Annotated in this window: 14 protein-coding genes, 3 tRNA genes and 2 pseudogenes; 17 read left to right on the top strand and 2 right to left on the bottom strand. The window is 45.6% G+C overall.

All coding sequences use genetic code 11. From position 1 onward, the window contains the following. Positions 1 to 298 precede the first annotated feature (298 nt). From cydA to VY86_RS23550, 4 genes and pseudogenes are all read left to right on the top strand, one after another. Entirely contained in the window at positions 299 to 1,867 is a 1,569-nt protein-coding gene (gene cydA / locus VY86_RS14410; RefSeq protein WP_021325055.1) for a cytochrome ubiquinol oxidase subunit I, read from the top strand. A 17-nt stretch (positions 1,868 to 1,884) separates the two neighbouring features. Then, a complete protein-coding gene (gene cydB / locus VY86_RS14405; protein WP_046975452.1) occupies positions 1,885 to 3,024 on the top strand; it encodes a cytochrome d ubiquinol oxidase subunit II in 1,140 nt (379 codons plus the stop codon). Between the two features lie 12 nt (positions 3,025 to 3,036). Continuing rightward, on the top strand, positions 3,037 to 3,153 hold the full coding sequence (gene cydX, locus VY86_RS23555) for a cytochrome bd-I oxidase subunit CydX (protein WP_021325053.1): 117 nt from the start codon (positions 3,037 to 3,039) through the stop codon (positions 3,151 to 3,153). Further along, a pseudogene (locus tag VY86_RS23550) lies at positions 3,153 to 3,310 on the top strand (cyd operon YbgE family protein); the annotation flags it as partial. The gene cydX and the pseudogene VY86_RS23550, both read left to right, overlap by 1 nt. A 49-nt stretch (positions 3,311 to 3,359) precedes the next feature. Here the strand turns inward: VY86_RS23550 and VY86_RS14400 are convergent. Then, positions 3,360 to 4,586, bottom strand: a pseudogene (locus tag VY86_RS14400) (RNA-guided endonuclease InsQ/TnpB family protein). A gap of 58 nt (positions 4,587 to 4,644) precedes the next feature. Here VY86_RS14400 and tnpA point away from each other — a divergent pair. The 12 genes from tnpA (at position 4,645) to VY86_RS14345 (ending at position 11,167) form a co-directional block, all read left to right on the top strand. After that, positions 4,645 to 5,049 carry an IS200/IS605 family transposase gene (gene tnpA, locus VY86_RS14395; RefSeq protein WP_046975451.1) on the top strand — a complete coding sequence of 135 codons (405 nt, stop codon included), beginning with the start codon at positions 4,645 to 4,647 and terminating at the stop codon, positions 5,047 to 5,049. Positions 5,050 to 5,145: 96 nt separating this feature from the next. Next, the gene (locus VY86_RS24185; protein WP_082111244.1) at positions 5,146 to 5,256 is read left to right on the top strand and encodes a cyd operon YbgE family protein; all 111 of its coding nucleotides are present in this window, start codon (positions 5,146 to 5,148) and stop codon (positions 5,254 to 5,256) included. 116 nt (positions 5,257 to 5,372) lie between these two features. Then, positions 5,373 to 5,777 carry a tol-pal system-associated acyl-CoA thioesterase gene (gene ybgC, locus VY86_RS14390; protein WP_046975450.1) on the top strand — a complete coding sequence of 135 codons (405 nt, stop codon included), beginning with the start codon at positions 5,373 to 5,375 and terminating at the stop codon, positions 5,775 to 5,777. After that, positions 5,774 to 6,469, top strand: a complete 696-nt coding sequence (gene tolQ / locus VY86_RS14385; RefSeq protein ID WP_046975449.1) for a Tol-Pal system protein TolQ — start codon at positions 5,774 to 5,776, stop codon at positions 6,467 to 6,469. Before ybgC ends, tolQ begins: the two co-directional genes overlap by 4 nt. Positions 6,470 to 6,483: 14 nt before the next feature. Next, positions 6,484 to 6,909 (top strand): colicin uptake protein TolR, encoded by a 426-nt coding sequence (tolR, locus tag VY86_RS14380; protein WP_046975448.1) that lies wholly within the window; start codon positions 6,484 to 6,486, stop codon positions 6,907 to 6,909. A gap of 45 nt (positions 6,910 to 6,954) precedes the next feature. Then, positions 6,955 to 7,986, top strand: a complete 1,032-nt coding sequence (tolA, locus tag VY86_RS14375) for a cell envelope integrity protein TolA (protein WP_046975447.1) — start codon at positions 6,955 to 6,957, stop codon at positions 7,984 to 7,986. A gap of 133 nt (positions 7,987 to 8,119) precedes the next feature. Further along, on the top strand, positions 8,120 to 9,412 hold the full coding sequence (gene tolB / locus VY86_RS14370) for a Tol-Pal system beta propeller repeat protein TolB (protein WP_046975446.1): 1,293 nt from the start codon (positions 8,120 to 8,122) through the stop codon (positions 9,410 to 9,412). 42 nt (positions 9,413 to 9,454) lie between these two features. Beyond that, on the top strand, positions 9,455 to 9,955 hold the full coding sequence (gene pal, locus VY86_RS14365; protein ID WP_046975445.1) for a peptidoglycan-associated lipoprotein Pal: 501 nt from the start codon (positions 9,455 to 9,457) through the stop codon (positions 9,953 to 9,955). Between the two features lie 9 nt (positions 9,956 to 9,964). After that, on the top strand, positions 9,965 to 10,732 hold the full coding sequence (gene cpoB / locus VY86_RS14360; RefSeq protein WP_046975444.1) for a cell division protein CpoB: 768 nt from the start codon (positions 9,965 to 9,967) through the stop codon (positions 10,730 to 10,732). A gap of 147 nt (positions 10,733 to 10,879) precedes the next feature. Beyond that, positions 10,880 to 10,955 (top strand) — tRNA-Lys (locus tag VY86_RS14355). 35 nt (positions 10,956 to 10,990) lie between these two features. Further along, positions 10,991 to 11,066 (top strand) — tRNA-Lys (locus VY86_RS14350). Between the two features lie 43 nt (positions 11,067 to 11,109). Continuing rightward, positions 11,110 to 11,167: transfer RNA gene (locus VY86_RS14345), tRNA-Lys, on the top strand. A 52-nt stretch (positions 11,168 to 11,219) separates the two neighbouring features. Here the strand turns inward: VY86_RS14345 and VY86_RS14340 are convergent. Next, a complete protein-coding gene (locus VY86_RS14340) occupies positions 11,220 to 12,071 on the bottom strand; it encodes an aminoglycoside 6-adenylyltransferase (RefSeq protein ID WP_046975443.1) in 852 nt (283 codons plus the stop codon). A gap of 221 nt (positions 12,072 to 12,292) precedes the next feature. On the opposite strand from VY86_RS14340, the gene nadA reads away from it, so the two are divergent. Then, entirely contained in the window at positions 12,293 to 13,333 is a 1,041-nt protein-coding gene (nadA, locus tag VY86_RS14335) for a quinolinate synthase NadA (RefSeq protein ID WP_046975442.1), read from the top strand. The last annotated feature ends 34 nt before the right edge of the window (positions 13,334 to 13,367 follow it).

Raw genomic sequence — 13,367 nt, 5'->3', positions numbered from 1 at the left:
TTATAATTTGCTTAAATTGATCCTGATCAATGAGTTTCCATTAAACAATAACTGCAATTATTGACTTATATTCAGAATTCTAATCTAAATCACGTAAAACGTATTTATTGTATGGGAATATAAGCGTACTATACTATTAGTCTAATTAGGTTTTTAATTCACTTGGTAATGCGTTGTTATTTTAGAGGCACTTATTGCTGGTAGTTATAAGGTTTTCGTTTTAGTGCCCTGAATAGGTTCTTATACGAAGTCAGGTTGCCGCAAGCCGGTGCTTTCCTGCTAGGAGCAAGGAGTCAAGATGTTTGATATTGTCGAACTGTCACGATTACAGTTTGCCTTAACGGCAATGTATCATTTCCTGTTCGTTCCGCTAACGCTCGGTATGGCGTTTTTGCTGGCGATTATGGAAACAGTATATGTGCTCTCCGGTAAACAAATTTACAAAGATATGACAAAATTCTGGGGCAAGTTATTTGGTATTAACTTTGCTCTGGGTGTCGCAACAGGGTTGACCATGGAGTTCCAGTTCGGGACTAACTGGTCATACTTCTCTCACTACGTCGGTGACATTTTCGGCGCGCCTCTGGCGATCGAAGGTCTGATGGCGTTCTTCCTGGAGTCTACATTCGTCGGTTTGTTCTTCTTCGGTTGGGATCGTCTCAGTAAAAAACAGCACTTGGCGGTAACCTGGCTGGTTGCGTTAGGTTCTAACTTCTCCGCACTTTGGATTCTGGTTGCTAATGGTTGGATGCAAAACCCGATTGCGTCTGACTTCAACTTTGAAACCATGCGGATGGAAATGGTGAGTTTTGCTGAATTAGTACTGAACCCGGTTGCTCAGGTGAAATTTGTTCATACCGTTGCGGCGGGTTATGTGACAGGGGCGATTTTCGTTCTTGGCATCAGCTCTTACTACCTGCTTAAAGGCCGTGATATTCCATTTGCTAAACGTTCATTTGCGATTGCTTCAAGTTTTGGTATCGCCGCTGTGCTATCCGTTATTGTTCTGGGTGACGAATCCGGTTACGAAATGGGTGACGTACAGAAGACTAAACTGGCTGCAATTGAAGCTGAATGGGAAACTCAGCCACCTCCGGCAGCCTTTACACTGATAAGTATCCCGGATCAGGATAAAATGGAAAACAAATATGCCATTCAGATCCCTTATCTCATGGGCCTGATTGCAACCCGTTCTGTCGATACTCCGGTTATTGGTCTGCGTGATCTGATGGACCAGCATGAGCTGCGTATCCGTAATGGTATGAAGGCTTATCAACTGTTGGAAGAGTTGCGGGCAGGTAACACGGATCCGACGGTTCGTACTGCATTCAATGAAAGTAAGCAAGATCTTGGCTATGGCATGTTGCTGAAACGTTATACCAGCAAAGTGACTGATGCCAGCGAAGAGCAGATAAAAGCCGCCGCGAAAGATTCCATTCCTCGCGTTGCTCCGCTCTATTTTGCATTCCGTATCATGGTTGCAGCCGGCTTCCTGATGTTATTGTTGATTGGTCTGGCGTTTTGGAGCGTTATCCGTGGCCGTATTGGTGAGCAAAAATGGTTACTGCGCGCAGCATTGTACAGCATCCCATTGCCGTGGATTGCCATAGAATCAGGCTGGTTTGTCGCTGAATATGGTCGTCAGCCGTGGGCGATTGGTGAAGTTTTGCCAACGGCGGTGGCGAGTTCCAATTTGGCAGCCAGCGATATCCTGTTCTCGATGGCGCTGATTTGCGGTCTTTACACCTTGTTCCTGATCGCAGAAATGTTTTTGATGTTCAAATTCGCCCGTCGTGGTCCAAGCAGTCTGAATACTGGCCGCTACCACTTTGAACAGAAAACAACTTCAGCGCACGATGCTCAGTAATAAACGGGAGTCCACTTATGTTTGATTATGAAGTACTACGGTTTATATGGTGGCTGCTGATTGGTGTGTTGCTAATCGGTTTCGCGGTAACTGATGGTTTTGACATGGGCGTGGGTGTCCTGTTGCGCATCATTGGTAAAAACGATACTGAACGCCGCATCATGATTAACTCAGTGGCGCCACACTGGGATGGTAACCAGGTTTGGCTGATCACCGCTGGTGGGGCATTGTTTGCAGCATGGCCAATGGTTTATGCCGCCGCATTCTCTGGTTTCTATGTCGCTATGATCCTGGTGTTATCCGCGCTGTTTTTCCGTCCGGTTGGTTTTGATTACCGTTCCAAGCTGGAAAGCCGTAAGTGGCGCAACATGTGGGATTGGGGGATATTTGTCGGTAGTTTTGTTCCGCCATTAGTTATCGGTGTGGCATTCGGTAATCTGTTGCAAGGGGTGCCGTTCAACGTTGATTCCCAACTACGCCTGTTCTATAGCGGTTCGTTCTTCGGATTGCTAAATCCATACGGTTTGCTTGCGGGGGTGATCAGCCTGATGATGATTGTGACTCAGGGGGCAACTTATCTGCAAATGCGTACTACCGGTGAATTGCGTCTGCGTTCCCGTGCCGCAACTTATATTTGTGCGCTGGTGACAATGGTTGCTTTCCTGCTGGCAGGTGTATGGCTGATTTATGGTATTGATGGTTATATTGTGACTGGCGGCTTGGAGACTATGGCTCAGTCTAACCCATTACATAAAGAAGTAGCTCATCAGGCTGGCGCCTGGATGACCAACTTTAATCACTATCCGTGGTTGTGGGCGTCACCGGCACTGGGTGTTGTTTCTCCTCTGCTGACGATATTGATGACGCGTATGAATAAAGCAGGATGGGCATTTCTGTGCTCTTCACTGACCATTGTTTGCATTATTTTGACCTGTGGTGTGACGATGTTCCCATTTGTTATGCCATCAATCACTAATCCAAATGTCAGCCTGACAATGTGGGATGCGACTTCAAGTCTGTTGACACTGCGTGTCATGTTTGTAGTTGCATTGATTTTTGTCCCAATTGTTCTGGGGTACACCATTTGGTGTTACTACAAAATGTTTGGACGTTTGGACAAAAGCTTTATTGAAAATAACAAACATTCACTGTACTAAGGAGCACAGAGCATGTGGTATTTTGCTTGGATTCTCGGAACGCTTTTGGCTTGTAGTTTCGCTATCATCGCTGCTTTAGCACTTGAGCATAATGAAGCGGAAAAAACCGCTGAAAATAGTGAGAAATAATGTTGATAGATAAATGCTATCGGCTGATGGATAAAGGTCCTGTAAGGGCCTTATCCTTATTATGGCGTTGGTGCTTGCTTCTTGTGTCTTCTGGGATCCCGCCCGTTTTGCGGCCAACACCAGTGCATTGCACCTATGGCAAGGCATTTTACTCATTTGACATCCTCCCCCACTTTCGCACTTCGTGACTCAAGAGGGGATTCCCGTTAGTGGGCGACGGCTGATCGCTCTGCGTCTGGTTCCTGCTTCGACGGGCGGCCTGACTGCACCCTCCCTCCACAGGCAAGCACGGCATGTCCTGCCGCTAAAATGTTACGAGCTCCGTTGATATCGGCATTTTCCGTATATCCGCATTCAAGGCACTCGAATTGACTTTGTGATATGCGGTTTTCTTTCGCTGTATGACCGCAACATGCGCACCGCTGGCTGGTGTATGCCGGAGGGACTGCCAGTACCTGACCGCCGCGCCAGAGCTGCTTATATTCTAGCTGACGGCGCATTTCATACCAGCCCTGATCCAGTATCGCGCGATTTAAGCCTGATTTAGCCCGAACGTTCCTTCCGGGCTGTTCTGCCGTGCCTTTCGCTGACTTCGACATGTTACTGACCTTCAAATCTTCAATCACGATCATCGCGTGGTTTTTGCTTATTTTCGTGGTGGTCTTATAAAGGTAGTCGCGGCGAATATTGGCAATATGCGCGTGCAGACGCTGAATTTTTCGCTTCTGTTTCTGCCAGTTGGCGCTGAACTTCACTTTGCGGCTTAACTGTCTCTAGCGCTTCGCCAGCTTGCGCTGGCGGGTTTTAAAACTGTTGACCGGTTCGTATATCGTCCCGTCTGAGAGCGTCGCCAGTTTCGATATCCCGGCATCCAGACCCACCATTGTTGTTGATTCGTGGTGGGGCTCAGAGGCTTCTATCTCGACTTGAAACGACACATACCATTTACCCACTGACTGGCTGATCGTGGCATTTTTGATTTTGCCGTTCACCTCCTGCGATTGCCGGAACTTTATCCATCCGAGCCCAGAAGGCAGCCTGACTCTGCGATTTTCAAGGAGACAATATTTTTCAAAATTGACGAACCGGATTGAATCCCTGCCGTCATTTTTTCGTTTCCATACAGGCGCTTTCGCTGCCAGTGTTTTATCGAAGCTACGCCTCCATGCCCCCTGTAAGTCTTTAAGTTTTTGTTGAAGGTTATCGGTGTAAGCTTCCTGTAAGAAGGCGTATTCCGGTGTTTTTTTCCACCCCGTGAGCATTCGGTTGAGTTCAAACGCGGAGGGAAGTTTTCCGCCGGAATCCAGAATGTGTTTTGTTACCTGAAGTCCGTGATCCCAGACAAAACGAGCACACCCGCATAACTGCCGCAAACGCGGCAACTGTTCTTCAGTTGGCTCTAGTCTGAACTTGTAGGCTTTCAGTATTAGCATTATCATTCAGTGTGTAGTAGGTTTACTCTCTATTTTACTGTGCCTTCGGCTAACTTCAATGCAAAAATACAAAATTAATCGTTCACGACATGCCGCCTTTCTTTTGCATGTACATCTTGTGTTTGTGACAAAATACCGTAGAAAGATTCTTGGCGAGCGACACTATTCAGCCTTTCATCAGTATGCAGGTGAAATCTGCCGTGACTTCGGCGCAGAACTTAAAGAGAGTCACGGCGATTTAGATCATGTTCATGTACTGATTGAGTATCCCCCGACCGTTCAGCTATCGGTATTGGTTAACTCGCTGAAAGCGGTAACCTCCCGTCGCTTACGTAATGAGTTTCTGGACTTACGCGAAGCATACGGAAAGGCCGTTCTCTGGTCTCGCTCCTACTTTGCGGGTTCATGCGGTGGAGCACCGCTGGAAATGGTGAAACAATACATTCAACATCAGCGTGGCTGATGATTCTACGGGCTTTTCAAGCCCGTCCAAATTCCCCTCCCGCCTGATGTCGGCGGGAATACCCTTTGGAGGTAAAGATGGGCTGTATGCACAGGTGTGACTTTCGGAACGGGTTTTCACCCAAGAAATATCGTCTGGCGGATCTTTTTCTTTCCTCTGCCTGCGTTCTTAATTTTGATTTGGGGCTTGTACCACTTCTTCCATTAATTAATTCTGTATGTTACGGGATTTTTAACCAATAAATTTTTTATTTGCACATTATTCCAAAGCTGCATGGTCTTGAGTATAGTGGCAGCGTTAATTCGCCTTATTTAGGATTGAAAGTGAGTAATACGTTGTTCCGTTGGCCCGTCCGTGTTTATTACGAAGATACAGATGCTGGTGGGGTAGTTTATAACGCCCGTTATGTCGCCTTTTATGAAAGAGCCCGTACAGAGATGTTACGTCAGCATGGCATTCATCAGCAGCGTTTACTTGACGAACAAATTGCATTTGTTGTTCGGCGTATTGTGGTTGATTACCGAGTCCCAGCCCGGCTTGATGATATGTTGCAGATAGAGAGCGAAATTACGGATATTCGTGGAGCATCTTTGACATTTATTCAACGCATTGTTGATGTTAACGGAACAATTCTTAACAGCGCAGAAGTTCTAATCGCCTGCGTGAATACATTTCAAATGAAGCCGATTGCGCTTCCTAAGTCTATTGTCGCGGAGTTTAAGCAGTGACTGACATGAACATTCTTGATTTATTCCTGAAGGCGGGCCTTTTGGTGCAGCTGATCATGCTTATTTTGATCTGCTTTTCCATTGCTTCATGGGCAATCATTATTCAAAGGACCAAAATTCTCAATGCGGCAACCCGTGAAGCGGAAGCGTTTGAGGACAAATTCTGGTCAGGTATTGAATTATCACGCTTGTATAAGGAAAGTCAGTCTCGCCGTGATTCCTTGGGTGGAACGGAACAAATTTTTTATTCTGGGTTCAAAGAATTTGCCCGTTTGCACCATGCAAATAACCATGCACCTGAGGCGGTAGTAACAGGTGCTTCACGTGCAATGCGCATATCGATGAACCGTGAATTGGAAACACTGGAAAGCCATATTCCATTTTTGGGTACTGTGGGTTCAATCAGCCCGTATATCGGCCTGTTTGGTACAGTTTGGGGGATCATGCATGCATTTATTGCATTAGGGGCGGTAAAACAGGCAACTCTTCAGATGGTAGCGCCGGGTATTGCAGAAGCGTTGATTGCAACGGCGATTGGTCTGTTTGCTGCTATTCCGGCTGTTATGGCATACAACCGCCTGAATCAGCGAGTTAATAAGCTGGAGCAAAATTACGATAACTTTATGGAAGAGTTTTTGGCTATTTTGCATCGTCAGGCTTTCTCTGCTGAAAATAAAGCGGAAAACAAATAGTAAGGGGAGAGGCTATGGCACGCACTCGTAGTCACAAGCGTGAGCTGAAATCCGAAATCAATATCGTTCCCTTACTGGACGTGTTGCTGGTTTTGTTGCTTATTTTTATGGCAACAGCACCGATTATCACTCAGAGTGTAGAAGTTGATTTGCCGGATGCAGTAGATTCTAAAACGGTTTCCAGTTCCGATAACCCGCCGATAATCGTAGAAGTTTCTGGTGTTGGTCAATACACCATGGTAATTAACCATGAACGGCTGGAGTTATTACCTGAGCCGCAGATTATTGCTGAAGCGCAGGCCCGAATAAAAGAGAATCCGAAAACCGTTTTCTTGATCGGTGGTTCGAAAGAAGTGCCTTATGATGAGATTATTAAAGCACTGAACATGTTACATCAGGCCGGTGTGAAATCCGTTGGTTTAATGACTCAGCCTATCTGAGTCTGGCCGGCAGTTGCTGTTATTTAAAGATTTTGGATATCGAGCGTGGGAAAGACAAACGGGCAAAACAATAAGCTAAATCGCGCCGTTATCGTTTCGGTTGTGTTGCATATTATTTTAATAGGGGTACTTATTTGGGGTTCCCTGACGCAAAAAACTGAAATGGGTGGCGGCGGACAGGATGGTTCTGTTATTGACGCTGTTATGGTCGATCCGAATGCGGTAGTACAACAGTACAATCAACACCAGCAACAGCAAGCTGACGCTAAACGTGCAGAACAGTCACGTAAGAAGAAAGCGGAGCAGCAAGCAGCCGAATTGAGAGAAAAACAGGCTGAGGAGCAGGAACGCCTGAAAGCGGTAGAAGAAGAACGGATTAAAGCGCAACAGGTTGCGGAAGAACAGAAAAAGCAAGCTGTAGAAGCAGCAGCAAAAGCCCGTGAAGAGCAAAAACAGGCAGAAGAAGCTGCGGCAAAGGCTAAAGCTGAAAAAGAAAAACTGATTAAAGAGCAGGCTGAGGCGCAGAAAAAAGCAGAAGCCGCTGCTGTTAAACAAAAAGCCGCGCAAGAAGCGAAAGCCAAAGCAGAAGCTGAGGCTAAAGCAAAAGCCAAGGCTGAAGCGGATGCTAAAGTCAAAGCTGAGGCAGATGCAAAAGCTGAAGCTGACGCCAAGAAAAAAGCGGCGGCACAAGCCGCCAAACAGGCAAGTGAAGTTGATGATTTACTGGGTGGTTTAACTTCTAATGCGCCAAAGCAGGGGGGGGCTTCTGCTGCGGGTAAAGGTGGCGGTAAGAAAAGCGGTGCTTCAAATTCTGATATTAATAACTATCTTGGGCAGATTCAGATAGCAATACAGAATAAGTTTTATGATCCAAGTATGTATCGTGGGCGTATGTGTACATTACGGATTAAGCTTGCTCCTGATGGTTTGCTAATAGATATAAAACCAGAAGGGGGGGATCAGGCACTGTGTCAGGCAGCGGTAGCCGCAGCTAAACAAGCGAAAATTCCTAAACCACCAAGTAAAGAGGTTTACGAAGTGTTTAAGAATGCTCCGATTGATTTCAAACCTCAATAAGATTGTTATTTATAGAGATTATTAATAACAAACAAAACCATTCAATGTTATTAAGCTATCTGGTTTTGTTTGTTGACGTTTGTTAATATTCTGCGAATTATTGCGGCATTCCATCTGCGATAAGGGAGAGATGATGAAGCAGGCTTTTAAAGTAGTGCTAGGCATTTTGATGTTGTGGGCTGCTGTTGCTCACGCAGAAGTTCGTATTGAAATCACACAGGGTGTTGATTCTGCACGTCCTATTGGTGTTGTGCCATTTAAATGGACTGGGGCGGGTGGTGCTCCTGAAGAGATAGGTGCGATCGTTGGGGCGGATCTTCGCAACAGCGGTAAATTTAATCCTATTGACGCTAGCCGTATGCCGCAGCAACCGACGACTGCATCTGAGGTGACGCCTGCTGTTTGGTCGGCGCTGGGGATTGATGCGGTTATTGTCGGGCAGATTCAACCCAGTGCGGATGGTAGTTTCCTGATTTCTTATCAGTTGGTTGATACTGCTGGCGCTCCGGGAACCGTTCTTGCCCAGAATCAGCTTAAAGTGACTAAGCAGTGGTTGCGTTATGCGGCGCATACGGTCAGTGATGAAGCGTTTGAAAAGCTGACTGGCATTAAAGGCGCATTCCGCACTCGCCTGGCTTATGTTGTAAAAACGAATGGTGGCAAATATCCATATGAGCTGCGTGTATCCGATTACGATGGTTACAACCAGTTCACTGTTCACCGTTCGCCAGAACCATTGATGTCACCGGCGTGGTCTCCTGATGGCGCTAAACTGGCTTATGTGACTTTTGAGAGTGGCCGTTCTGCCTTGGTTATTCAGACCTTGGCCAGCGGTGAAGTACGTCAGGTTGCTTCTTTTCCGCGTCATAACGGAGCACCTGCATTTTCTCCTGATGGCAGTAAGCTGGCGTTTGCCCTGTCCAAATCGGGTAGTTTGAATCTTTACGTGATGGACTTGGGTTCAGCTCAGATCCGTCAGGTTACAGATGGCCGCAGTAACAATACTGAGCCAAGTTGGATGCCGGATAACCAGACTTTGGTCTATACCTCCGATCAGGGTGGTCGTCCGCAGTTATACAAAATCAATATTAATGGCGGTGCTCCGCAACGCCTCACTTGGGAAGGCACACAAAACCAGGATGCTGATGTTAGCGCAGATGGTAATTTTGTGGTGATGGTCAGCTCAGAGAGTGGTAAGCAGCACATAGCTAAACAAGATCTGGCAACGGGAGCCGTTCAAACTTTGACGGATACGTTCCTGGATGAAACGCCAAGTATCGCACCTAACGGCACTATGGTGATTTATAGCTCCACTCAAGGGTTGGGGACTATATTGCAGCTAGTTTCGACTGATGGGCGTTTCAAAGCGCGTCTTCCGGCGACCGATGGACAGGTAAAATTCCCTGCCTGGTCGCCGTATCTGTGATGCATAATAATATGTATGGCAAATTTTAAAAGGATCAAAGAGATGCAACTGAACAAAGTGCTAAAAGGGCTGATGTTAGCTTTACCAGTTATGGCTGTAGCAGCGTGTAGTTCTAATAAAAATGCTGATAACGATCAGTCTGGTGTAGGCACTGTTAACGAAACTAATGCGGGTCTGTCAGCGGAAGAATTAGCTCGTCAGCAAATGCAAGAGCTGCAAAACAACAACATCGTATATTTTGGTTTCGATAAATTCGATATCAGCTCAGATTTTTCTCAGCTGTTAGACGCTCATGCAGCATTCCTGCGTAGCAACCCATCTTATAAAGTTGTTGTAGAAGGTCATGCTGACGAACGTGGTACTCCTGAGTACAACATCGCATTAGGTGAACGCCGTGCTAACGCAGTGAAAATGTACCTGCAAGGTAAAGGTGTTTCCGGTGAGCAGATCTCTATCGTCTCTTACGGTAAAGAAAAACCCGCTGTACTGGGCCACGACGAAGCAGCATATGCTAAAAACCGTCGCGCAGTATTGGCATACTAAGAGTAATTCATGAACAGTAACTTCAGACGTCATTTTTTGGGTCTGTCGTTATTGGTTGGCGTAGCGGCTCCCTGGGCCGCTATTGCCCAAGCGCCAATCAGTAATGTCGGCTCGGGTTCTCCCGACGAGCGTCTTACCCAATTAGAGCGTATTTCCAACGCTCACAGTCAGCTGTTAACCCAGCTCCAGCAACAACTCGCCGATTCTCAACGTGATATCGACATGCTCCGTGGGCAGATTCAAGAGAATCAGTATCAGCTTAATCAGGTTATAGAGCGGCAGAAGGATATTTATCAGCAACTGGAAGGCGCTACCCGTTCTGCGGATAGTCAATCTGCTGCAAATACAGCATCTTCAGCAGCAAGTAATCGTGGTAATCAAGCGTCTTCAGCGACAAGGACGGGTAGCGAGAAGGGTGATTATGATGCTGCCGTTTCTTTGGCGGTGAATACCAAAGAATATGATAAAGCGATTACTGCCTTTCAGAGCTTTGCGAAGTCTTATCCAAAGTCGAGTTATATGCCTAATGCGAATTACTGGTTAGGTCAACTTCATTACAACAAGGGTAAGAAGGACGAAGCTGCTTACTACTTTGCTACGGTGGTGAAAGATTATCCTAAGTCTCAGAAGAGTGGTGAGTCGTTGTATAAAGTTGGTTTGATCATGCAGGACAAGGGCCAGAAGGATAAAGCTAAATCTGTTTACCAGCAGGTTATGAAACAGTATCCTGGTTCGAATGCGGCTAAATTGGCTGAGAAAAAGCTTTCTGCGTTGTAATTATCGGCCCCGGAAGGCAGTATTAATATGTTTTCGGGGTTTTTTGAGTGTTTAATAAGCATTTAAACGTAATTTGGAAAAATAATCATTGCGCTGCGCGGAAAAATCAGTATTATATGCCGCCGTTGCCGAGAGAAGTCACAAGATGGGTCGTTAGCTCAGTCGGTAGAGCAGTTGACTTTTAATCAATTGGTCGCAGGTTCGAATCCTGCACGACCCACCATCTTGAAGCTTCACTCAAAAACGAATTCCTTAGATGGGTCGTTAGCTCAGTCGGTAGAGCAGTTGACTTTTAATCAATTGGTCGCAGGTTCGAATCCTGCACGACCCACCATCTTAGAGCTTCATTCAAAAACAAATTCCCTAGATGTATTGTTAGCTCAGTCGGTAGAGCAGTTGACTTTTAATCAATTGGTCGCAGGTTCGAGCCGAGCAAAGCGAGACAACAACGCGTTCGGTAGTTTTATATTCTTTACTAACTTAAAGCTTACCTCCCAATAACTTGCATAATATGCTTCCTGACTTTGCCGGGTAGCTCACTATCGAACTCAAACCCCTTCATTTCCGCCACTTCAGCAGAAATCTCCGTATAAAGCTCTGTGGTTTCCTGCAATGCTCGTATCGCTTCTTCTTTGCCATAACTGCCAAAAATCCCTTGAATACGCTTGCTGAACTTCTCAGGTAACCACTCATGCAAATGATGGCCGTTGTACCAGACATCCGTTTTTCCATCACTTTTTATCGAGACGTACCACTCCATCATTGCCAGCAATGATTCTTTCATCTCATTATCCCTCATTCTTGCAGGCCATAAATCACCACGAGCGATATAAACAGGCACTTGTGTTGCCTCGAACCAAAACTCGTGCAGGTTTTCATTAAATTCTGCTGATGATGGAATATGCGATTTAGTTAATTGGTGAGTGATTTCAGGAAGCCCGTTTGTAAGGCCCGCCTTATCAAGGAGGATCTTATAGCCCCGTTGATAGAGTTTATCCAAACCTCTCTGTTTCATATCTTTCAGGCGTTCAACACTTGCCAGTGTGAAATCCACCTTACGACCACCGCTAAAAACTACCAAACAAGTTGGCCAATCTGGTTCACCCTCTTTTTCATTAGCCAGATGCAATGCAACCATAACTTCACCCAACGGGTTAAGCCATAAATTGTTGCCTATTAATTCATCTGTTCCCGAACCAATCAGCTCTATATCCAGATCTGAGAATTTATCTACACGTGTGTTTCTGGCTCGGGAACCTGTTTGGATAACGGTATCAATGCGGGGATCGTTACGGGCAAAAGTAAGAATTTTTTCCAGAAGGATTACCGGGTCTTCCATTATATGAAGTTCCTATTTAACTTTAGTGATGATTGATGAATAAGCTTAATCTTATAAATTAGCAGGTAATGTAATAACTTATAACAGGTAAAATACTGCGCGACAAATTGATATAAATTAGTTATTTTGTTTAGTATATAAAACAAAATTGCGTGAATTTTTTGATAATCAGCCAGTTTTATCGCTTTTTTAAACTATATACTAAACAGAGAATCAGAGTAATGAGCGAGTATATTGATTTTAATTCAACCATTTACCCATTCCCACCGAAACCTGCTTTTCTCAGTAAGGATGAAAAGAAACATTGCCGTGAAAAGATCAAGCGCCTCCTGAAACAGCAGGATGCCGTTATGGTTGCACATTATTACACCGATCCAGAGATCCAGGCTTTGGCTGAGGAGACCGGAGGGTGTGTGGCAGATTCACTGGAAATGGCGCGTTTTGGCAGCAATCATCCAGCTTCTACTCTATTAGTGGCCGGAGTGCGATTTATGGGAGAAACCGCCAAAATTCTCAATCCGGAAAAGCGTGTTTTAATGCCAACGTTGGAAGCTGAGTGTTCGCTGGATCTGGGTTGCCCTGAAAAAGAATTTACTGAGTTTTGTGATAATAATCCGGATCGTACAGTAGTGGTTTATGCAAATACATCAGCAGCGGTTAAAGCTCGGGCTGATTGGGTTGTGACTTCAAGTATTGCTGTTGAGCTGATCGATCATCTGGATAGCCAGGGGCAAAAGATAATTTGGGCGCCGGATCGCCATTTGGGAAATTATGTCCGTAAACAGACCGGAGCCGATATTCTTTGTTGGCAAGGTGCTTGTATTGTCCATGATGAATTTAAAACTCAGGCTTTGGTTAGAATGCAAGGTCTGCATCCTGATGCTGCGGTATTGGTTCATCCTGAATCACCACAAGCAGTTATTGATCTGGCTGATGCTGTTGGCTCAACCAGTCAGTTAATCAAAGCAGCGCAGTCTTTGTCGCATCAGAAGCTGATCGTGGCAACAGATAAAGGCATCTTTTATAAAATGCTGCAAGTATGCCCAGGGAAGCAGTTATTTGAAGCGCCTACGGCTGGAGAAGGTGCGAGTTGCCGTAGTTGTGCCCACTGTCCGTGGATGGCAATGAATGGCTTACAAGCTATCGTTCAGGGATTGGAGCGGGGCGGGGTTCAGCATGAAATATTTGTTAAAGAAGAGTTACGTGAAAAGGCGCTTATTCCTTTAAACAGGATGCTTGATTTTGCAACTCGGTTAAAATGAGAAAACAAATAATGGGTGTAATTCTTTGTTGTAG

Origin of the sequence: Photorhabdus thracensis, assembly GCF_001010285.1 — a bacterium.
In the GTDB taxonomy this organism is placed as follows: domain Bacteria; phylum Pseudomonadota; class Gammaproteobacteria; order Enterobacterales; family Enterobacteriaceae; genus Photorhabdus; species Photorhabdus temperata.
Note: the sequence above shows the minus strand (reverse complement) of the source record. Positions and strands in the feature narration are given on the sequence as shown.